The organism is Microbacterium sp. AG238, assembly GCF_003610405.1.
GTDB lineage: Bacteria > Actinomycetota > Actinomycetes > Actinomycetales > Microbacteriaceae > Microbacterium.
In genome coordinates this window covers 1,464,452-1,485,195 of sequence record NZ_RAQC01000001.1, presented here as the reverse complement: position 1 = coordinate 1,485,195, position 20,744 = coordinate 1,464,452, and the positions used below count along the sequence as shown (strand labels likewise).

General features: G+C 70.1%; 20 protein-coding genes. 9 read left to right on the top strand and 11 right to left on the bottom strand.

Going from position 1 to position 20,744, the window contains the following annotated elements:
- Positions 1-23: 23 nt before the first annotated feature.
- Genes DEU36_RS06995 through DEU36_RS06985 form a run of 3 tightly spaced genes read right to left on the bottom strand, consistent with a single transcriptional unit; the run spans position 24 to position 1,476 of the window.
- A complete protein-coding gene (locus tag DEU36_RS06995; protein ID WP_120263517.1) occupies positions 24-344 on the bottom strand; it encodes a hypothetical protein in 321 nt (106 codons plus the stop codon).
- Positions 341-928 carry an Asp23/Gls24 family envelope stress response protein gene (locus DEU36_RS06990; RefSeq protein ID WP_259455345.1) on the bottom strand — a complete coding sequence of 196 codons (588 nt, stop codon included), beginning with the start codon at positions 926-928 and terminating at the stop codon, positions 341-343. Before DEU36_RS06990 ends, DEU36_RS06995 begins: the two co-directional genes overlap by 4 nt.
- The gene (locus DEU36_RS06985) at positions 928-1,476 is read right to left on the bottom strand and encodes an RNA polymerase sigma factor (RefSeq protein WP_259455261.1); all 549 of its coding nucleotides are present in this window, start codon (positions 1,474-1,476) and stop codon (positions 928-930) included. Before DEU36_RS06985 ends, DEU36_RS06990 begins: the two co-directional genes overlap by 1 nt.
- Positions 1,477-1,639: 163 nt before the next feature.
- On the opposite strand from DEU36_RS06985, the gene DEU36_RS06980 reads away from it, so the two are divergent.
- From DEU36_RS06980 to DEU36_RS06955, 6 genes are read left to right on the top strand one after another with little or no spacing between them, the layout of a single operon-like run.
- A complete protein-coding gene (locus DEU36_RS06980; protein WP_120263514.1) occupies positions 1,640-2,143 on the top strand; it encodes an Asp23/Gls24 family envelope stress response protein in 504 nt (167 codons plus the stop codon).
- A complete protein-coding gene (locus DEU36_RS06975) occupies positions 2,140-2,331 on the top strand; it encodes a DUF2273 domain-containing protein (protein ID WP_023952539.1) in 192 nt (63 codons plus the stop codon). The genes DEU36_RS06980 and DEU36_RS06975 overlap by 4 nt, the downstream gene beginning before the upstream one ends.
- A complete protein-coding gene (locus DEU36_RS06970; protein ID WP_120263513.1) occupies positions 2,328-2,723 on the top strand; it encodes a hypothetical protein in 396 nt (131 codons plus the stop codon). The genes DEU36_RS06975 and DEU36_RS06970 overlap by 4 nt, the downstream gene beginning before the upstream one ends.
- The gene (locus DEU36_RS06965; protein WP_120263512.1) at positions 2,720-3,304 is read left to right on the top strand and encodes a DUF6286 domain-containing protein; all 585 of its coding nucleotides are present in this window, start codon (positions 2,720-2,722) and stop codon (positions 3,302-3,304) included. Before DEU36_RS06970 ends, DEU36_RS06965 begins: the two co-directional genes overlap by 4 nt.
- On the top strand, positions 3,301-3,915 hold the full coding sequence (locus tag DEU36_RS06960) for a hypothetical protein (protein WP_120263511.1): 615 nt from the start codon (positions 3,301-3,303) through the stop codon (positions 3,913-3,915). The genes DEU36_RS06965 and DEU36_RS06960 overlap by 4 nt, the downstream gene beginning before the upstream one ends.
- A gap of 59 nt (positions 3,916-3,974) precedes the next feature.
- Positions 3,975-4,145, top strand: coding sequence for a CsbD family protein (locus DEU36_RS06955; RefSeq protein ID WP_023952533.1), 171 nt, complete (start codon positions 3,975-3,977; stop codon positions 4,143-4,145).
- Positions 4,146-4,208: 63 nt separating this feature from the next.
- On the opposite strand, the gene galK is transcribed toward DEU36_RS06955, so the two are convergent.
- Positions 4,209-5,363: a galactokinase gene (gene galK, locus DEU36_RS06950; protein ID WP_120264415.1), complete on the bottom strand. Its 1,155-nt coding sequence runs from the start codon at positions 5,361-5,363 to the stop codon at positions 4,209-4,211.
- Positions 5,364-5,395: 32 nt separating this feature from the next.
- Positions 5,396-6,556 carry a galactose-1-phosphate uridylyltransferase gene (gene galT / locus DEU36_RS06945; RefSeq protein WP_396652161.1) on the bottom strand — a complete coding sequence of 387 codons (1,161 nt, stop codon included), beginning with the start codon at positions 6,554-6,556 and terminating at the stop codon, positions 5,396-5,398.
- 76 nt (positions 6,557-6,632) lie between these two features.
- Here galT and DEU36_RS06940 point away from each other — a divergent pair, with 76 nt between their 5' ends.
- Positions 6,633-7,604: a LacI family DNA-binding transcriptional regulator gene (locus tag DEU36_RS06940; protein WP_120264414.1), complete on the top strand. Its 972-nt coding sequence runs from the start codon at positions 6,633-6,635 to the stop codon at positions 7,602-7,604.
- A 116-nt stretch (positions 7,605-7,720) separates the two neighbouring features.
- Here DEU36_RS06940 and galE read toward each other — a convergent pair whose 3' ends face one another.
- The 6 genes from galE to DEU36_RS06910 form a co-directional block, all read right to left on the bottom strand.
- Positions 7,721-8,701, bottom strand: a complete 981-nt coding sequence (galE, locus tag DEU36_RS06935; RefSeq protein ID WP_120263509.1) for a UDP-glucose 4-epimerase GalE — start codon at positions 8,699-8,701, stop codon at positions 7,721-7,723.
- Between the two features lie 40 nt (positions 8,702-8,741).
- On the bottom strand, positions 8,742-10,493 hold the full coding sequence (locus tag DEU36_RS06930; protein WP_120263508.1) for a beta-galactosidase family protein: 1,752 nt from the start codon (positions 10,491-10,493) through the stop codon (positions 8,742-8,744).
- Positions 10,490-12,028, bottom strand: coding sequence for an alpha-N-arabinofuranosidase (locus tag DEU36_RS06925; protein ID WP_120263507.1), 1,539 nt, complete (start codon positions 12,026-12,028; stop codon positions 10,490-10,492). The genes DEU36_RS06930 and DEU36_RS06925 overlap by 4 nt, the downstream gene beginning before the upstream one ends.
- 73 nt (positions 12,029-12,101) lie before the next feature.
- Complete coding sequence (locus DEU36_RS06920) at positions 12,102-13,439, bottom strand: extracellular solute-binding protein (protein WP_120264413.1); 1,338 nt, start codon at positions 13,437-13,439, stop codon at positions 12,102-12,104.
- Positions 13,440-13,527: 88 nt separating this feature from the next.
- Complete coding sequence (locus DEU36_RS06915) at positions 13,528-14,406, bottom strand: carbohydrate ABC transporter permease (protein ID WP_120263506.1); 879 nt, start codon at positions 14,404-14,406, stop codon at positions 13,528-13,530.
- Positions 14,403-15,326 carry a carbohydrate ABC transporter permease gene (locus DEU36_RS06910; RefSeq protein ID WP_120263505.1) on the bottom strand — a complete coding sequence of 308 codons (924 nt, stop codon included), beginning with the start codon at positions 15,324-15,326 and terminating at the stop codon, positions 14,403-14,405. The genes DEU36_RS06915 and DEU36_RS06910 overlap by 4 nt, the downstream gene beginning before the upstream one ends.
- 111 nt (positions 15,327-15,437) lie before the next feature.
- On the opposite strand from DEU36_RS06910, the gene DEU36_RS06905 reads away from it, so the two are divergent.
- Both DEU36_RS06905 and DEU36_RS06900 read left to right on the top strand, forming a co-directional pair.
- Positions 15,438-16,481 (top strand): LacI family DNA-binding transcriptional regulator, encoded by a 1,044-nt coding sequence (locus DEU36_RS06905; RefSeq protein ID WP_259455259.1) that lies wholly within the window; start codon positions 15,438-15,440, stop codon positions 16,479-16,481.
- Positions 16,482-16,701: 220 nt separating this feature from the next.
- A complete protein-coding gene (locus DEU36_RS06900) occupies positions 16,702-20,604 on the top strand; it encodes a glycoside hydrolase (RefSeq protein ID WP_147374368.1) in 3,903 nt (1,300 codons plus the stop codon).
- Positions 20,605-20,744: the final 140 nt, after the last annotated feature.

Genomic DNA, 20,744 nt, shown 5'->3' with positions numbered 1-20,744 from the left:
GTGCCCGGTGAGGCGGATGCCGGTCAGGCGATGCGGCGGACCTGCACCGTGACGCGGTCGACCGTCGGATGCTGCGCGCACAGCTCGTCCGCGATAGCGCGCGCGACCTCGGGGGTGCGCGCGGCGATGGCGACGGTGACGGCGGCCGCGGCGGTCGTGCCCTCGGCTCCGGTCGAGACGATGACGCCGTCGGTCGGTGCCGCCGCGTCCAGACGCAGCGCCGACGCGGCTGCCCCGAGGGCGCGGGTCAGCGGCGGGCGCGGGTCGTGCACGGCGCTGACCCCGGGGATCTCGGCGATGGGGCGCGGCGCCGACGGGTCGACGAGGGAGGCGGGCTCGATCATGCGGTGTCCTTGGACGGGAAGGGACGGTGGAGATCTTCGACGGTCACGTCGACGGCGGTGATGTTCAGCTCGGTGTGCTGCGCCAGCGCCTCCGACACCGCCTGGCGAACGGCTCCCGCCGCGGCGGGCAGCGACTCGCCCCACGCCACCGAGGCGGTGATGTCGACGGCGATGGGGGCTTCGGGGACCTCGACGTCGCCGACGATTCTCGAGTGGCCGATGAAGACGCCGTCGATGGCGTCGCCGCTGGCTCGGATGAGCGCCTGAACCGCGCCTTCGGTCACGCTCATCGAGACGCGAGGATCGGGGTGCGACAGCGGGATGGAGCGCCCGGCCCGCAGCTCGGCACGCACCGCCGTCATCACCCCGTCGAACCAGCTCTCGGACGGTTCGGGCAGTTGAGCCGCATCCGCGGCGATGAGGTCGCGTGACAACCGCCCCGCGCGCTCGAGCGCGTCGAGGGCGTTCAGACAGTCGGGACAGGTCTCGATCTCGGGGTCGTACGGCGATCGACCGCTGTCGAGATACTCGCTGATCTCGTCGATCGTCTTGCCGCAGTCCAGAGCCATGCCGTCGGCATCCATCAGCGCCACCCCGCCATCTGGGTGGTGATGCTGGCGCGAGCGCGTGACAGGTTTCCTCGAACGGTGCTGAGAGGGAGGTTCATCTCTTCTGCGATCTCGGTATAGCTGAGCGATCCGACTTCTCGGAGCAACCAGCAGCGGCGTTGGGCTTCCGGCAGCGCATCGAGTGCAAGGGAGAGCGCTTGCAACTGTGCGTTGCGGATGGCAGCGGCCTCGGGGAGGAGACCCGCCTCCGCGGCTCTGTCGAATCCGTCCAGTGTGTCATGGGCGGGGCGTCTTCTGAGATGCGCGTACGCCTCACGGCTCGCGATCTTCATGAGCCACGCCTTCACAGCGCCCGGGTCGCGCAGCGTCGACAGCTGACGCCACGCCGTGAGGAATGCGTCCTGGACGACGTCGTCGGTCTCGGAGAGCGTGCCGACGATCCGGTAGACGTAGGCGCGAACGATCCGAGTGTGTCGACGGAGGAGCGCGTCGAAGGCCTCGGCGTCTCCCGAGGCCGCCCGGGCTGCCAGGATGCCGTCGGGCGCGGCTTGAAGATCGGTCACCGGCCCGCTCTCATCGGCTCGCATCGTTCCCCCAGAAAACTTCTCGAACTTTTTTGTGACGAATCCGGATGAGCCGCCCTCTTATCTGTAGAGCGAACGTAACGCTCACCGAATGACGAGCCGAGAGCTTGCGTCGGACAACCCAGACAGATAAGGAAACGCCATGGCTGAGGACCAGAAGAACACCGCCCCCGCTGTCGAGACCCCGAAGTCGCCGGCAGCCGTGCCCCAGGGGTCGCGTGTCGACCGCACGTTCTCGTCGTCGCGTGTCCCCGCAGAGACCGAGGCGGCAGGCAAGACGACGATCTCGGACGGCGTGGTGGCCAAAGTCGCCGGCATCGCCGCTCGCGAGGTCGCCGGCGTCTACGCCCTGGGTGGCGGCGGAGCCCGCGCGTTCGGCGCGATCCGTGACGCGATGAACGCCACCGACCTCTCGCAGGGAGTCAAGGTCGAGGTCGGCGAGACGCAGGCCGCCGCCGACCTCACGATCGTCGTCGAGTATCCGGCGCCGATCCAGGAGGTTGCAGACAACGTCCGTGCTGCCGTCGCCGGCGCCATCAGCCGACTCGTGGGCCTCGAGGTCGTCGAGGTCAACGTCGAGGTCAACGACGTCCACATCGCGGGCGCTGACGACGACGACAACGAGTCCGAGTCGCGCGTCGCATGAGCGCCACCGTCTCGGGTGCGCTGATCGGCGCCATCCTCGCCGCCGCCGCCCTGTTGTTCGGCTTCTGGGGGTTCCTCCTCGTCGCCCTCTTCATGGCGATCGGCGCGGCAGTGGGCCGCATCGCGTCCGGCAAGCTCGACGTCCGCGGGCTGGCCGACGTACTGACAGGTCGGCGCACCTCGTCATGACCGTCGCACAGGCCATCCGTCCCGGTGGCGGCGTCACTGCCGCCACCGGCGGGACGTCCGGTGTCGCCGGACGGGTCGATGTGCGCGAGCGCGTGGTGCGGAAGGTCTCGGAACAGATCGCATCCCAGGTCATCGGAGTCGACGTCGACCGCGTGTCGGTCGCGGCATCCGATCACCGGGGTGGGGTGGCCGTCCGCATCACCGCGCCGTTGCCCGTCCCGTCACTCGACGACACCGAAGCGGTGCGAGCCGCCGGCGCTGTCGTGGACGCCGCCCGTGAGATGCAGCAGCGGATGCAGCAGGAGCTCAGCCGCGTGCTGGGCAAGCCCGTCACCCGCGTCGACATCACCGTGAACGGCGCCGCCACCCCGATCAAGAGGAGAGTCCGATGAGCAGTCCCGTGCTGCGCCGCGTCGTGCGGCGCGAGACGCACTCGCCGCGCACCGTCGCGATGATCGTCGCCGTCGTCCTCGTCATCCTCGCGCTGGTGTACGTCGGCACGGAGATCGTGCTGAACCTCGCCGGTCAGCCGGCTCTGCTGCTGGGCCCCGCCGCCGCCTTCGGGTGGGTCGTCGGTCTGCCGACGGAGGTTCCCGTCGGCGTCAGCATCGCCATCGGCGCCGTCATCGCGGTGCTCGGGGTGATCCTCGTGGTGCTCGCGATCGCGCCGGGCCGGCTGTCGAAGCATCAGCTCGTCGTCGGCGAGAGTGCCGTCGTCGCCGACAACGGGGTGATCGCCTCGGCGATCGCGCAGCGTGTCAGCGCCGAGAGCGGACTGCCCCGCGATCAGGTGCGGGTCGGTGTCGGACATCGCTCGGCCGACGTCACCCTCACCCCCGCCGTGGGGGTGCCCGTCGATGAGGCTCAGATCCGCAGCACCGTCGACGCCGAGCTCGACTCGTATCGGCTCGCGTCGAAGCTGCGCACTTCGGTCCGGGTCGAGCGGCCCCGCGAACAGGAGGAGAACGCATGAACAACACCAATCGAGCGGTCAACCGCACGATCCTCCTGATCCTGGGACTGGTGCTCGTCGTCGTCGGCGGCGGAATCATCGCCGGAGCAGTGTGGCCGGCAGCCGCAGACACCTGGACCTCGGCCGGATCCGGTGCCCAGGACTGGGCGAAGCAGGCCTGGGATGCGACCGTCATCGCGGGGACGAGCCTCACCTGGCTCGCCCTCGGTGCGCTCGCGGCCCTCGCGCTGCTGGTCGTGCTGCTGATCGTCCTGATCGTGCGCAGCATCCACGGCCGCCGTCGTACCTCTCTTCGGGCGACCGGGGCGGAGAGCGATCTCGGCCGCATCACCGTCACCGAGGGGTTCGCATCCGACGCGCTGAAGAACGCTCTCGCCGAGCACGACGAGATCCTCAGCGCCCGGGTCACCGCCAACGACATCAAGCATCAGCCGGTGCTGCACGTCAGCGTGACGCCGCGGCAGAACACCTCGCCGCTGCACGTGGCCGAGACCGTCGAACGTCTCGTCGGCAACCTCGGCACCCTGACGGGGCAGCAGCTCACGGCCTACATCTCCATCCACACGGGGCTGCGCGCGAGGCTGGCTCACGACCAGCGCCGCCTGTCCTGACCGCACACGTCCACAGCCCCGCCCGCGGGGCGCCATCACCGAGAGAAAGGAGTCCCATCATGGGTCTCGACGACAAGATCAAGAACGCCGCCCAGGACATCGCCGGCAAGGCGAAGGAAGCCATCGGCAAGGCGACCGACAACGACAAGCTCGAAGCCGAGGGTAAGGCCGACCAGGTCAAGGCCGAGGCGAAGAAGACGGGCGAAGACGTCAAGGACGCCTTCAAGTAAGCCCCGCTACTGCGAGAGGGGGATGCCGTGTCGGCATCCCCCTCTCGTGATGTCGTGGCGACGTCAGCCGTCGCGTCGCGCGCCTGCCGACGGGCTGACCGGAAAGATCGTCGGGGCCGTATACCCCGCGCCGGCGAAGGCTTCTACGACGGCGGCGGCCACGGCGTCGACAGCACTGGTCTCGACGAGGGCGATCGCCGCGCCGCCGAAACCACCGCCGGTCATACGCGCTCCGATGGCGCCCGCGCCGCGAGCCGTCTCGACGGCGAGATCGAGCTCGGGTACCGAGATCTCGAAATCGTCGCGCATCGAGACGTGCGAGGCGTCCAGCAGCGGGCCGATCGCTCGCGGCCCCTGCTCGCGCAGCGTCCGCACCGTGTCGAGCACGCGCTGGTTCTCGGTGACGATGTGGCGCACCCGGCGGAACGTGACGTCGTCGAGGACGTCGGCGGCGCGGTCGAGGTCGGCGACCGACAGATCGCGCAGCATGGGCACGCCCATGAGCCGTGCGCCCTTCTCGCACGACGCCCGCCGCTCGCCGTAGCCGCTGGAGGAGTGCGTGTGCTTGACGTGGGTGTCCATGACCAGCAGCGTCAGCCCCGCGGCGGCGAAGCCGAGCTCGACCTCGTCGGTCGCGAGCGAACGGCAGTCGAGGAAGGTGGCGGCATCCGGCTCGCCGAGCATCGACGCCATCTGGTCCATGATGCCGGTGGGTGCTCCCACGGCCTCGTTCTCGGCACGCCGGCCGACCTGGGCGAGCGCGATGCGGTCGAGCCCGAGGCTCCACAGATCGTTCAGCGCCGAGGCGGTGGCTCCCTCGATCGCGGCGGAGGACGACAGGCCTGCTCCGATGGGGACGTCGGACGCGAAGGCGAGGTCGGCTCCCGCGAGCTCCGCCGGATCGGCCCCGGAGGCCTGGACGAGCGCCCACGCGACGCCGAGCGGGTACGCCGACCATTCGGGAACGGCATGCTCGCCGTCGACAGTCGGGAAGATCGCGTCGAGGTCGGCGATCGCGACTTCGACCGGCACCGCGTCGAAGGTCGAAATGACCCGCAGTCGCCCGTCGTCGCGAGGAGCGAGTGCGACGTGCGTGCGGTGGGGCGTCGCGAAGGGGAACACGAAGCCGTCGTTGTAGTCGGTGTGCTCGCCGATGAGGTTGACGCGGCCGGGCGCCGACCATTCGCTCGTCGCAGTCGCTCCGAGCGAGCTCAGCATGTCGCGCGCGTCGGTGCGCGGATCGGTCTCGGTCACAGGGTCACTCCTTCTACGGCCTCGCGGATGCGCGCGGCCGCCGTCTCGGGTGGGATGTCACCGATCCAGGCGCCCATGGCCGCCTCGGAACCGGCGAGGAACTTCAGCTTGTCGGCCGCGCGGCGCGGGCTGGTCAGCTGCAGGTGCAGGCGCGCGGTGTCGCGCGCGTGGCGGACCGGCGCCTGGTGCCACGCGGCGATGTACGGCGTCGGGGTGTCGTAGAGCGCGTCGATGCCGCGCAGCAGGCGCAGGTAGAGCGGGGCGAGCTCGTCGCGCTCGGCGTCGTTCGTCTCGGCGAAGTCGGCGACGTGGCGGTGGGGCATCAGGTGCACTTCGATCGGCCAGCGCGCGGCGAACGGGACGAACGCCGTCCAGTGCTCGCCGCGGAGCACCACCCGCGGGCCGGCCTGCTCGAACTCGAGGATGCGCTGGAACAGATCGGGTGCCGTGCGGTCGATCGAGTCGAGCAGGCGCGTCGTGCGCGGCGTGATGTACGGGTACGCGTAGATCTGCCCGTGGGGGTGCGGCAGCGTCACGCCGATCGCCTCGCCGCGGTTCTCGAACGGGAACACCTGCTCGATGCCGGGGAGCGCGGACAGCGCGGCCGTGCGATCGGCCCACGCTTCGATGACGGTACGGGCGCGGGTGACCGTCTGGGTGCCGAACGATCCGGCGTGCGCGGGCGAGAAGCACACGACCTCGGTGCGTCCGACGCTCGTGCGCGTGCGGCCGAGCCCCAGGTGCGCGAGGTCATCGATGCCTCGGGGCGGGTCGGATGCCGCGGGTGCGCCGCCGAACGCCTCGGCGAGGCCGGGACCGAACGACGGCGACTTGTTCTCGAAGACGGCGACGTCGTAGCGCGACGGGATCTCGGAGGGGTTGGTCGGCGTCTGCGGGGCGAGCGGGTCGAGCTCGGCCGGAGGGAGGAAGGCGCGATTCTGGCGCGATGCGGCGATCGAGATCCAGTCGCCCGTCAGGACGTCTTGCCGCATCGTCGCGGTCGCGGGACGCGGGTCGAGGGTGCGGGCATCGACCGCGCGCTCGGGGCCGAGCGTCGTGTCGGGGTCGTCGTAGTAGATGAGCTCGCGGCCGTCATCGAGTCGCGTGGAGCGTTTGACGACGCCCGCGCCGAGCGGCACGGCGGAAGGAGCACTGATGTTCACGATAACACGCTACATTCCGGGCGTGATATCGTCAACACACTCCGACGAGAGGACCGGTATGCGGGTGTCGATGGCCCAGGTGGCGGCGCACGCGGGCGTCTCGGCGCAGACCGTCTCGCGTGTGGCCAATGGCAGCCCGCGCGTCGATCCCGCGACGCGGGCCCGGGTCGAGGCATCCATGGCGACGCTCGGCTACCGCATGCATCGTGCCGCCCGGGCGCTGCGCACCGGCCAGACCCGCACGATCGGCCTGGTGGTCTCGACCCTCGCCTCGGTCGGCAACTCCCGCATGCTGCAGGCGATCGCCGATGCGGCGGGTGAGCGCGACTACGCTCTGGCCGTGGTGACGGTCGCCGGTGCGCGCGACATCGCGGAGGCGTTCGCCCAGTTGCGCGACCAGGGCGTCGACGGAGCGATCGTGCTCAACGAGGCGACGCGGCTCGCTCGCGACACCGCCCCGCCCGCCGACCTCCGCCTCGTCGTGGTCGACTCACCCCCCGACGACCGCTTCGCCATCGTGCAGACCGACCACGCGGGAGGTGCCCGGCAGGCGACGCAGCACCTGCTCGAGCTGGGGCACACGACGGTGCACCACCTCGCGGGGCCCGCGGCCTCGTTCGCGGCTCGAGAACGCGAGCGCGGCTGGCGCGAAGCGCTGCTCGACGCGGATGCCGCGGTACCCGAGGTCGTCCGCGGCGACTGGACCTCACGCGGCGGTCACGCGGCCGGATCGGCGCTCGCCGATGCCACCGCGGTGTTCGCCGCGAACGACCAGATGGCGCTCGGTCTGCTCCGTGCCTTCAGCGACGCCGGCCGCGCGGTGCCGGACGACGTCGCGGTCGTCGGATTCGACGACGTCGTGGATGCCGCGGAGTACCGCCCGCCGCTGACGACCGTCCGCCAGGACTTCGACGCCCTCGGCGCGTATGCCGTCGCGGCGCTCGTGAAGGTCATCGAGACGGGTGCCGCGGCGCCGTCGCAGACGGTGCCCACCGAGCTGGTAGTCCGGGCGAGCTCAGCGCGCGGGGCTGCGCGCAGGTAAGGTGCGCAGGTAAGGCGCAGTTCGGGGCGTCGGGCGCGGTTCGACCCGCGCCCCATCCCCGCAACTGCGCCTTATTCGCGCGCAGCGTGCGGCGCGCGGGGCGGCGGGCGAGGCGGTCAGGCGGATGCCGCGCGGCGGGCTTCCCAGCCGGTGCGAACCATCTCGTCGACCAAGTAGCGGTTGGCCCATTCCAGATCGCGGGCGGCGAGCTCGCCGGTGGCGACGATGCGGTCGGGGTCGCCGGGGCGGCGGGGGCCGATTCTCGGGGTGAAGTCGATGCCGGTCACGCGAGCCATCGCATCCATGATCTCGCGCACCGACAGGCCGTTCTGCGAGCCGAGGTTGTAGGCCGGCTCGACGCTCTCGCCCGCCGCGAGGCGCTGGGCGGCGACGACGTGGGCCGCGGCGATGTCGGCGACGTGCACGTAGTCGCGCACGTTCGTGCCGTCTTCGGTGTCGTAGTCGTCGCCGTTGATCTGCGGGGTCTCGCCCGCGATCAGCTTCTCGAAGACGATGGGGAAGAGGTTGTGCGGGCTCGTGTCGTAGACGGACGGGTCGCCCGACCCCACGACGTTGAAGTAGCGCAGCGACGTGTGGCGAAGCGGCGCGGCGGAGCCCGCCGTCGCGACCGCCTGGTCGCGCAGGAGCCATTCGCCGATGAGCTTCGACTCGCCGTAGGGCGAGGCGGGCCGTTTGGGCAGGTCCTCGGTGACGAGCGGCACGTCCGGGGTGCCGTAGACGGCGGCGCTGGAGGAGAAGACGATCTTGTCGACGCCCGCGGTCTCCATCGCCTCGAGGACGATTCGCGTGCCCTCGACGTTCTGCGCGTAGGTGTGCAGCGGACGGGTCACCGAGACGCCGGCATACTTGTAGCCGGCGACGTGGATGACGCCCTCGACGCCGTGCTCGCGCAGGGCGCCCTCGACGAGCGGACGGTCGAGGATCGAGCCGCGGACGAACGGAACACCCTCGGGGACGAACCCGGCGTGCCCGCTCGACAGGTCGTCGAGGACGACGGGGTCGAGACCCGCCGCGGCGAGGGCGCGCACGACATGCGCGCCGATGTATCCAGCACCACCGGTGACCATCCAGCTCATGACATCCATCCTGCCCGATCGCGGCGGGGCTCCTTCACGCTCACTCCTCGCGGTGGCCGAGATCAGGCGCGGCGATGAACGCGGCGACGGGCTCGACGACGTGCTCGAGCTCGACGACGACGATCTCGTTCGCGCCGGCGCGGGTCGCGGGCGCGGGAACGTACAGCGTGCGCTGCGGTCCGTTGCGCCAATACCGGCCCAGGAAGAAGCCGTTCACGAACGCGAACCCCTTGCTCCAGGCATCCGTGTCGAGGAAGAGGTCGGCGGGCTCGTCGAGGTCGAACGTGCCCGCGAGACCGGCGCGGCCCGCCGTCGTCTGCTCAGAAGCAGCGGGGATGCCGGCGGCGACGGCCGCGAGGTCGACGGGCTGCGCCGACCAGCCGGTCAACTCGTGGCCGCCGAGGGTCACAGGGCCGACGAGGCCCTTGTTCTCGCCCAGACGCGCGTCGTAGTTCACGCGCCCCTGGTCCTCGACGAGCACCGTGAGCTGCGACCCGCGGGGGATCGGCAGCGAGCGCTCGTGCAACGCACGCTGCAGGCGGCCGACGGGTGCCCGGTCGACCGCGACCCAGGCGAGGTCGCGGACCTCAGCGAAGGCGAGCACGGCGCTGTCGGTATCTCCGAACGCCTCGTCGGGCAGCGTGATGTCGTAGCGGACGAGGGGCCCGAGCTGTCCGAGCTCCTCGAACGTCGGGGGAGCGACCGCCGCGCCCGCGCCGGCACTCGCCGCGGGCAGCCAGTCGCCCGTCGCCCGCAGCGCGACGGAGCGCACCGGTGCCGCCGGCCGAGCGGGGGGAACCTCGTCGGGGACGGGAGCGTATCGCGCGATGACCTCGCGGAACGCGTGGTACTTCTCGGTCGGGTGGCCCGATTCGTCGAGGGGCGCGTCATAGTCGTACGAGGTGACGATGGGGGCGTAGCGGCCCTTGTCATTGGCGCCGTTCGTGGTGCCGAAGTTGGTGCCGCCGTGGAGCATGTAGATGTTCACCGAGGCGCCGGCCGCGAGCAGCGCGTCGAGCTCGGATGCCGAGGCTGCGGCATCCGTGGTGTGGTGCACGCCGCCCCACCAGTCGAACCAGCCGTCCCAGAACTCCGAGCACATGAGGGGCCCGGTCGGCTGGTGCTCGCGCAGGGTCGCGAGCCGCTCGGTCGCGCGCGATCCGAACGACCCGGTCGTGTGCAGGTCGGGGAGGGTGCCCGCCGCGAGCATGTGGGGCTCGGGCTGGTCGACGGTGGTCAGGGGCACCGTGATGTCGCAGGCGCGGGTCAGCTCGGTGAGCGTCCGGAGGTAGTCGTGGTCCGAGCCGTAGGCGCCGTACTCGTTCTCGATCTGAACCAGCACGACGTTGCCGCCCCGGTCGATCTGACGTGGTGCCACGATCTCGTAGACGCGTCGCAGATACGCGCTGACCGCTTCGACGTACTGCGGCTCGGACCGGCGCAGCCCGATACCGGGGGTGCTGGTGAGCCACACCGGCAGGCCGCCGTTGTGCCACTCGGCGCAGATGTACGGGCCGGGGCGGACGATCGCGTGCATGCCCTCGGCCGCGATGAGGTCGAGGAAGCGTCCGAGGTCGTTCCAGCCCGTGGCATCCCATTCGCCGCGCACCGGTTCGTGGGCGTTCCAGGCGACGTAGGTCTCGATCGTGTTGAGCCCCATGAGTCGCGCCTTGCGGATGCGGTCGGCCCACTGGTCCGGGTGGATGCGGAAGTAGTGCAGCGCTCCGGCGATGACCCGGTGGGGGCGCCCGTCGAGGAGGAAGTCGGTCTCGCCGATGCTGAAGGTCGTCACGGGGTCACTCGATTCGTTCCGGGGTTCAGGCGCACGCTCACGCGCGCCCAGGAGAGCGGGGGAAGGGTCAGGGTCACGGCGCCGTCGCGGATGTCGACGGCGAGGGAGGCCGGTGCGACCGGCTGCGACGATGCGCTGTTGACGGTGTGCCGGTCGCCTCCCGCGGGGACGGTCAGCACGAGTGCCTCGGCGCTCGCGGCTGGTCGGTCGAGGTCGATCGTGACCGGCGTCTCGGCCTCGAGCCCGCGGTGAACGACGAAGACCGTCAGCTCGTCGCCCTCGAGAGTCGCGACGGCGTCGACGGCGCCCACGTCGCCGTAGCGCGCGGTCGCGATGACGCCGGTCTCGATGCTCGGGACGACGACGTTACCGGATGCCGCGGCCGCGGTGAGCTGGAACGGGAAGAAGGTGGTCTGCCGCCAGGCCACGCCACCCGGTTCGGTGCGGATCGGCGCGATGACGTTGACGAGCTGGGCGAGGTTCGCCATCGACACGCGGTCGGCGCGCCGGAGCATCGTGATGAGCAGGGACCCGACGACGACGGCATCGGTGACGGTGTAGTCGTCCTCGATGAGGCGCGGGGCGACCGGCCAGTCGCCGGTGAACACGGCGGGCTTGTCGACCTCGTTCCAGCGGGTCTGGTTCCAGACGTTCCACTCGTCGACGCTGATGCCGATGGGGGTCGTGATGCCGCGCTCGGCGCGCACCTCGTCGATGATGTCGGCGACCTCGCCGATGTAGGCGTCGAGGGCGGCGCCGGAGGCGAGGAAGCTCGCGGGGTCGCCCGGCGTCTCCTCGTAGTAGGCGTGCACGGAGATGTGATCGACGAGTCCCGCGGTGTGGCGGAGCACGGTGCGCTCCCACTCGCCGAACGTGGGCATCTCGTGGTTGGAGCTGCCGGCGGCGACGAGCTCGATGTCGGGGTCGATGAACCGCATGAGGCGGGCGCTCTCGGCGGCGAGGCGGCCGTACTCGTCGGCGGTCTTGTGGCCGATCTGCCAGGGGCCGTCCATCTCGTTGCCCAGGCACCAGAGGCGGATGCCGAAGGGCTCGGCGCGCCCGTTCTCGCGGCGGCGCTCCGACAGTGCGGTGCCGCCGGGGTGGTTGGCGTACTCGAGCAGGTCGGCCGCCTCGGCGACGCCCCGCGTGCCGAGGTTCACGGCCTCCATGAGCTCGAGTCCGGCCTGCTCGGCCCACGCGGCGAACTCGTGCAGACCGACCTGATTGGTCTCGGTGCTGTGCCATGCGGCATCCAGGCGCACAGGGCGCTGGTCGCGCGGCCCGACGCCGTCCTCCCACCGGTAGCCCGAGACGAAGTTGCCCCCGGGGTAGCGCACGACCGTCGCGCCCAGCTCGCGCACGAGCTCGAGCACGTCGGCGCGGAAACCGGCGTCGTCGGCGGTGGCGTGACCCGGCTCGAAGATGCCGTCGTACACGCAGCGGCCCATGTGCTCGACGAAGGTGCCGAACAGGCGTCGGGGCACGACGGGGCCGGGGGTCGCCGTGTCGAGCGAGATGCGGGTGGGGGAGGTCATTGCTCTTCTCCTGGGGGACATGGCGAGGGGCGGGCCGGACCGAAGCTCGATGCGACCCGCCCCTCGTCGGGCGTCACTTGTTGACGGTGAAGCCCTGGTCGTTGCCGTACTGCACGAGCTGGTCCTGCCAGGTGGCCAGACCCTCGTTCAGGTCGGACTTGGAGGCGTAGGACTGTCCGACGGTGTCGCTGAAGATGCTGTTGGCGTACACCTGGAAGGGCAGGTACTGCCATCCCGGACGCACGTCCTTGGCCGCCTGCACGAGCACCTCGTTGATCTTCTGGCCACCGAAGTAGTCGGGCGCCTTGTTCAAGAACTCGTCCGACTCGAGCTGTGCGTTCGTCGAGGGGAAGCCGCCGCTCTCGGCGAAGATCGTCAGGCTCTCCTCGTCGTTGTTCAGCCACTTCAGGAACGCGGCCGCGAGGGCCGGGTTCTCGCTCTGCTTGGTGACCGCCTGGCCGCCGCCGCCGTTCTCCGCCGACACCGGGGTGCCGTCGTAGGTCGGCATGGGCGCGACGCGCCAGTCGCCCGCAGCGTCGGCCACCGACGACTCGAGGTTGCCGGGCATCCAGGCGCCGATGACGAGGGTCGCGATCGAGCCGTCGCCGAGGCCCTTGAACCACTCGTCGCTCCAGCTCGGGGTGCTGGCGATCAGGTCGTCCTCCACGAGCGTGTTCCAGGTGTCGGCCCACTTCTTCGAGCCCTCGTCGGCGACGTTGATCGTCACGTCGGTGCCGTCTGCGGAGAAGGGCTGGCCGCCCGCCTGCCAGATCATGCTCGTGGCGAAGCCGGCGTCGCCGGTGTCGTTCGTGATCTTCTTCGTCGGGTCGGCGGCGGTGAGCTGACGTGCGGTGGCGATGTACTCGTCCCACGTCGTCGGCACCGTCAGACCGTACTGGTCGAAGACCGTCTTGTTGTAGAACAGCGCCATGGGGCCCGAGTCCTGCGGCAGGCCGTAGATCTTGCCGTCGAAGTCGACGGAGTTCCACGTCGAGGCGGTGTAGTCGCTCTCGAGGTCGCCGAAGCCATAGGGCGCGAGGTCGAGCAGGCCCTCGGTGAGCGCGAACTGCGGGAAGGCGTAGTACTCGATCTGCACGACGTCGGGAGCGCCCGAGCCCGCCTTGATGGCGTTCTGGAGCTTGGTGTACTCCTCGGTGTTGGTGCCCGCGTTGACGACGTTGACCTTGACCTCGGGGTACTTCTTCATGAACGCCTCGGCCTGCGCCTCGGCGGACGGGGTCCACGACCAGTACGTGATCTCGCCACCGGCCTTCAGCGCGGCGTCGAGGTCGTCGGGGTTGCCGCTGCCTGCGGCCGGGCCGGAGGACGAGCAGGCGGCCAGCACGAGGCCGGCGGCTGCGGTCAGGGCCACGACGGATGCGGCGCGACGCAGCGCCGATCCCTTGCGCATGGGTGTCATGGGAGTTCCTTCACTTCGTTGTTGTGGATTCGGGTCGTTGTGGATGGGGGTGGTGCGGGATACAGGGTCTCGGTTGTGCTCACTGCTTGACGCTGCCGGCGCTGAGGCCGGACTGCCAGAAGCGCTGCAGCATGAGGAAGGCGACGACGATGGGGATGATCGACAGCAGCGATCCGGTGATCACGAGGTTGTAGATCGGCTGCGCCGCGGCTCCCGTGGCCTGCGCGTTCCACTGGTTGAGGCCGACCGTGAGCGGGTACCAGGCGGGATCGCTCAGCATGATGAGCGGGAGGAAGTAGTTGTTCCACGTCGCCACGACGGCGAACAGCAGCACCGTGACGATGCCGGGCATGAGGAGCTTCGTCGAGATGGTGAAGAAGGTCCGCATCTCGCTCGCTCCGTCCATGCGAGCGGCCTCGAGCAGCTCGGTGGGCACCGCGTCGCTCGCGAACACCCACATCAGGTACAGGCCGAACGGGCTGATGAGCGAGGGGATGATGATCGCCCACGGGGTGTTCGTCAGGCCCAGCTGGCTGAACATGAGGAACGTGGGGACCGCGAGGGCGGTGCCGGGAACGGCGACGGCGCCGATGACGACGGCGAAGACCGCCTTGCGACCGCGGAAGTTGTACTTCGCCAGCCCGTAGCCCGCCATCGTCGCGAGGACCGTGGCCCCGCCCGCGCCGACGACGACATACAGCAGCGTGTTGCCCAGCCACCGCAGGAAGATGCCGTCGCGGTAGGTGAACGTCTCGACGATGTTGTTCCACAGGTTGAAGCTGTCGCCGAACCACAGCCCGAAGGTCGTGAAGAGATCGCCCTGGGTCTTGGTGGCGTTGATGACCAGCCAGAACAGCGGCAGGAGCGTGTAGAGGATGAACAGGCTCATCACGATGGTGAGCACGACCGACTTCCGCCGGGCGAACGGCGTGCTGCGGGCGAGGGCGGGGGCGGTCATCGCATCTCCTGACGGGATCCGCGCAACTGGACGACGTAGGCGATGACCGCCGTGATGACGCCCATGATGATCGCGACGGTTGCGGCGTAGTTGTACTGCTGGCCGGCGAACGAGAGGTTGTACGCGTACATGTTCGGCGTGAAGAACGTCGTGATGGTGTTCGGGGCCAGGGGCTTGAGGATGTTCGGCTCGTTGAAGAGCTGGAAGCTGCCGATGATCGAGAAGATCGTGGCGATGACGATCGAGCCGCGCAGGGCCGGGATCTTGATCGAGAGGATCGTGCGCCACGCGCCGGCGCCGTCGAGGGATGCCGCCTCGTACAGCTCGCCGGGGATGGTCTTGAGCGACGAGTAGAAGATCAGCATGTTGTAGCCGACGAACTGCCACGTCACGATGTTGCCGATCGAGACCATCATCCATTCGGGCAGGAAGGGCCGCAGGACCTGGGCGCCGAGGAGGTCGTTGATGTTCCCGGCCAGACCGAACTGGTCGCCGTAGATGTAGCCCCACATGAGCACGGCGACGACGGCCGGCACGGCGTAGGGCAGGAAGATGATGATGCGGTAGAAGCCCGAGGCGTGCAGGCGCGCGCTGTCGATCGCGAGGGCCGCGCCGAGGGCGAGCACGAGCATGATCGGCACCTGGATGAGCAGGAACAGCAGCACGCGGAGGAAGCCGTCCCACAGCTTCGGGTCGGCGAACGCCGTCAGGTAGTTCTCGAGGCCGACGAAGGCATTGCCGCCCACGATCTGCTCGCGGAAGAAGCTGAGGTAGAGCGCGTATGCGAGGGGAGCCAGGAAGACGAGGGCGAAGACGACGGCGAACGGGCCGACGAAGAGCCACCCGCGTTGTTCGACGCTGATCCGCCGCCGCTTCCGCGCGGTGCGCACGGCCGGAGGGGGTGCCGTAGTGGTCGTCATCGTCCGTGCCTCTTCTGTGATGCAGGCGCTCGCCGATTGAGCGCGGATGTTGACGTAAACATAACTCGGGCACGCTAGCATGTCAACGTCAACATCGAGGAGGATCCGGGCATGGGTGAAGCACGACCAGCCGCAGGCCCGGACACACGGCCGCGGCGTCGCGAGGTGTCGATGGCAGACGTGGCCGCGATGGCCGGGGTGTCGGGCCAGACGGTGTCGCGCGTCGCGAACGGCCGCGAGAATGTCGACCCCGAGACCCGCGCCCGCGTCCAGGATGCGATGGCGAAGCTGGGATACCGGCCCAACAGTGCGGCCCGCGCGCTGCGCTCGGGGCGCTTCCGCAGCATCGGCGTGATCATGTTCTCGCTGGCGAGCTACGGCAACACGCGCACGCTCGACGCCGTGGCATCCGTCGCCGCCGAGGCGGGGTACTCGCTCACCGTCATCACCGTGCAGTCGGCGACGCAGTCCGACGTCTCGGGAGCCTTCGTGCGCCTGGCCGAGCATGCGGTCGACGGCGTCATCATCCTGATCGAGACCCATCGGCTCGGCGAGCGCGAGCTCGCGCTGCCGACGGGTCTGCCCGTCGTCGTGGTCGACTCGAGCGCCGACTACCCCTATCCCGTCGTCGACAACGATCAGGCTCTGGGGGCGCGCCTCGCGACGGAGCACCTGCTCGACCTCGGCCACGACACCGTGAACCACATCTCGGGGCCGCGCGAGTCGTTCGCCGCAGAGCGCCGGCGCGCCGCCTGGCATGACACGCTCGTCGCGCGCGGAGCGCGGGTGCCCGAGGTGCACGTCGGGGACTGGACGGCGGAGTCGGGCTACGAGATCGGCCGCGCCCTCGCGGCGGACGACGCGGTCACGGCGGTCTTCGCCGCCAACGACCGCATGGCGCTCGGGCTGCTCCGGGCGATGCACGAGGCCGACCGCCCGGTTCCGGCGAGCATCAGCGTGGTCGGATACGACGATGCTCCCGAGTCGGCGAACTTCTGGCCGCCGCTGACGACCGTGCGTCAGCACTTCGATCGCATCGGTGCGGCGGCCGTGCGCTCGCTGCTCACCGAGATCGACGGGGGAGAGGTGCCGGCCGAGCGCACGCTCGTCCCGACCGAGCTCGTCGTGCGCGCGAGCTCCGGCACCCGCGCTTAGCTCGGGCCGGACTGCCCGGCCCGCCAAGCTCGGAGAATCGCGCGTTCCTCGGGCCGTTCGCGACATTCGCTCCGACTTTTGCGTGATCGTCCGAGTTTCGTCGTGAGGAACGCACCATTGCACCCGCGCACAGGAGTCGCTTAGGCTCGCTGTTGACGTCAACATGTTTACGTCAACATCACCCCTGAGGTCGCATCGGAGCGACCGGATAGGAATGACGATGAAGTCAGCTCGACTGTTGTCGATGACCTGTGCCGCTGCGCTCGCGGCCGGCGGACTCACCGCCGCGGCGGCTGCCACGCCCCCGCCGGCGCAGGCGGCGGGTCCCGCCGCCGTGCGCATCACCCCGAATCCCGCCACCGCCTCCGAGAAGCCCTTCGAGGGGTGGGGGACGAGCCTCGTCTGGTTCGCCAACGCGACCGGCGACTATCCCGAGGACGTCCGGCAGGACCTCTTCGACGCCGTGTTCGGCGACGACGGGCTGAATCTGAACATCGCGCGGTACAACATCGGCGGCGGCAATGCCTCCGACGTCCCGCCCTACCTGCGACCGGGCGGTGCCGTGCCCGGGTTCTGGAACCCCGACCTGCAGGCGACCGACGACGAAGGTGCGATCACGTCGACCTTCGCGGACCGTGACCGCTACCGGGATGCCTGGGATCCCGACGACCCGGACGCCTACGACTTCTCGCAGGACGCGGCGCAGCGCTGGTGGCTCGAAGCCCTCAAGGACAAGGTCACGCACTGGGAGGCGTTCAGCAACTCTCCGCCGTACTTCCTCACGCAGAGCGGCTACGTCTCGGGCGGCATCAACGACGCGACGAGCGAGCAGCTCGCCCCTGCCGACATGGACAAGTTCGCCGGCTACCTGGTGAACGTCGTCGATGAGCTCGAGCGTGCCCACGGCATTTCGTTCGACACGATCGACCCGTTCAACGAGCCCAACACCAACTACTGGTCCACCCAGATCCCCGACGGCGCGACCTGGCCCACCGGCGGACGTCAGGAGGGTGCGCACATCGGTCCGCAGGCGCAGGACGCGATGATCACGGCCCTCGCCGAGCGCCTCGCGCAGCCGGGGACGAACACGGATGCCGTGATCTCCGCGATGGACGAGACCAACCCCGGCATCTTCGCGACCAACTGGAACACGTGGTCGGCGCAGGCGAAGGACCTCGTCGACCAGTTGAACGTGCACACCTACGGCACCGGTGGGCGCCAGGTCGTCCGCGACATCGCGAAGGCCGCCGACAAGCCGCTGTGGATGAGCGAGGTCGAGGGCAACTGGACCGATCGCAGCAAGGGCTTCGTCACCGACGACATCGAGAACGGCCTCGGCATGGCTCAGCACATCGTCGGCGACCTGCGCGAGCTCGAGCCGGATGCCTGGGTGTTCTGGCAGCCGGTGGAGGACCTCTACAACATGGAGAAGGTCGAGAAGCTCAACTGGGGCAGCGTCTTCATCGACTTCGACTGCAACGCCGACGGGCAGTCCGAGCGTCGGCTCCGCGACGGTGACGCCGACCCCTCCTGCAAGGTGCTGACGAACGAGAAGTTCAACACCGTCCGCAACTTCACCCACTACATCACCCCCGGCGACCGGCTGATCGCCACCGACGACGCGCAGTCGACCGCGGCGATCGACGCTGACGGTGAGGGCGCCACGATCGTGCACGTCAACGCCGAGGCCGCCGACCGCACCGTCGAGATCGACCTGAGCGACTTCGGCACGGTGGCCCCCGGGGCGACGGTGACCCCGATCGTCACGACGCAGTCGACGGCGGCGGAGCCCTCGGTCAACGCACTCCAGCAGGGGCAGCCGGTCGCCGTGGATGCGGCATCCCGCACCGCCACCCTCACGGTTCCCGCCAAGTCGGTCGTGACCTTCGTGATCGACGGCGTCTCGGGCGTTTCATCGGATGCCGCCGCCTTCCGCGACGGCGAGACGGTGCAGCTCACGGGCCTGCAGAGCGGGCTCGCCCTCGACGGCAGCTCGACTCTCGCGGTCCGTTCGCTCGCCACCACGGCCGAGGCCGCCCGCGGACAGGCCTGGACCGTCCGCACGATCGAGGGCGCGGGCACCAACCGCCACCGCTTCACGTTGCAGAACGGTTCGGGGCAGTTCCTCGCTTCGCGCGGCACGGCCATGGCGCTCGTGGATGCCGACCCGGCGGCAGCCGCGGCCGATCCCGCACTGCAATGGATGGCCTCGACGACGGACGGTACGTACTACTCGGTGCTGAACGTCGCCGCGGAGCGCGTCCTCGACGTGAACGGCGGCAGCACGACGTCGGGCGCCGCAGTGGGCCTGTGGACCTCGAACGGCGGCGGGAACCAGCAGTGGCGCATCGCGAGCACGAGCGTGGTGGGCACCGAGCCCGTCACGGTCGCCACCGCGGTCGGCGTCGCCCCGACTCTGCCCGCGACCGTCGATGTGCGGTACACGGGAGGGATCGTTCGCACGGCGCCGGTGACCTGGCAGCTCGATGGGGTCGACTTCTCGCGCGCCGGTTCGGTGGAGGTTCGCGGCACGGGAACCGAGCTGTTCGGCGGCTCGTTCGACGCCACCGCGACGGTCGAGATCGGCGCATACACCGCGACGCGGCCGGCATCCATCACGGTGCCCGCGGGGAGTGCCCTCGACACCGTCAGGAGCATGGCCGACACCACGGTGCAGGCTGAGCTGCGCCCCTCGGGAGCTGGCTTCTCGGTCCCGGTCGAGTGGACGTGGGACGGCATCGCCGACGACGCGTTCGCGGGGCCCGGAACGGTGTCGGTTCCCGGCGTCGCGACCGGCCCGAGCGGTGAGAAGCTGGATGCTCGCCTGACGGTGATCGTCACGGTGGCGTCCGCGCGGAACGTCGCCCCGGAGAGCACCCCGAGCGCGACGTTCACCGAGAGCGCGCAGTACGACGTGCGCAACACGATCAACGGCAGCTCGACCGACAAGGGCTGGTCGAACTGGCGGTCTGGCACGAAGAACCCGCAGGACGCACTGAGCTACGTCCTCGCGCAGCGCGAGACCCTCACGCGTGTCGCCGTGCAGTTCTACCGTGACGGCAGCTCCCTGAGCTGGCCCGCGACCATCCGGGTCGACCACCGTGTGAGCGGCGGCGACTGGATCGAGGGTGATCTCGTCACGGTGCCCGAGCTCGCGACGGGTGCGCCTCGCGTCGAGGTCCCGGTCGCGGGCGCCGCAGACGAGGTCCGCGTCGTGATGAACGCTCGCCCCGACACGCACATGATCGTGTCGGAGGTCGAGATCTTCGCCGCAGCGCCCGCGCCGGCCGGAGTCGCGGATCTGGCACGCCTCACGGTCGGTGACGAGCCCGTCGACGGCTTCTCGCCCGACACGCTCGAGTACGCCGTCACCTCGACGGGGTCGGCGTGGCCTGTGCTCCATGCGGTCGCGGTCGACGAGGACGCCACGATCGTCGTGACCCAGCCCGGCGAGGAGGGGGCCGGCGACGCGCAGCTGATGGCGGCGGATGCCGCGGCAGCGGCCGATGACGTGGTCAGCAGTGCCGGGACGGTGACCGTGACGGCTCCCGACGGTGCCTCGCGCACGTACTCGGTGACGGTGAGTCGCGCGGTCGGCGTCGAGACGCCGGTGGTGTCGGGAGAGCCCCGCGTGGGTTCGACCGTGCGTGCGGTGGCCGCCACCGATCCGGCGGACGCGGCATCCGGGTACGTCTGGATGCGGGACGGGGTCGCGATCGACGGCGCCGTCGGCGACAGCTACGCGCTGGCCGCCGCCGACGAGGGGCGCGAGATCTCCGTCGAGGTGATCGCCGAGGCGCCCGGCTTCATCGACGGCAGCGCTCGCTCGGCGGCGATCGTTCCGACCGCCCCCGTCGTCGATCCCGGAACGGGCGGCGGCACGGACGGCGGCACCGACGGCGGTACCGACGGCGGTGCGGGAACGCCGGGCTCGAGCTCAGGCTCGGGTGGTGTGTCGGCGGGCGCGAACGGCTCCGCTGCCTCGAGGGACGCCCGCGACCTCGCGCGCACGGGAGGCGATGCCGACATCGCCGCGACGGTGTTCGGCGCGCTCGCGCTGCTTATGCTCGGCGCCGGAGCGCTCGTGCTCCGTCGCCGTCGCGTCGGAGCCCGAGACGCCTGAGCGCCTGAGGACCTGACGGCGGAGGTCGTGCCGATCGGCACGGCCTCCGCTTCGTCGCGACGCAGCCCCCCGGTGTCGCCGTCTTCGGAGAATCGCACGCTTCTCGGAGCCTCAGCCCGCGCAGCATCCGGTTTTCGCGT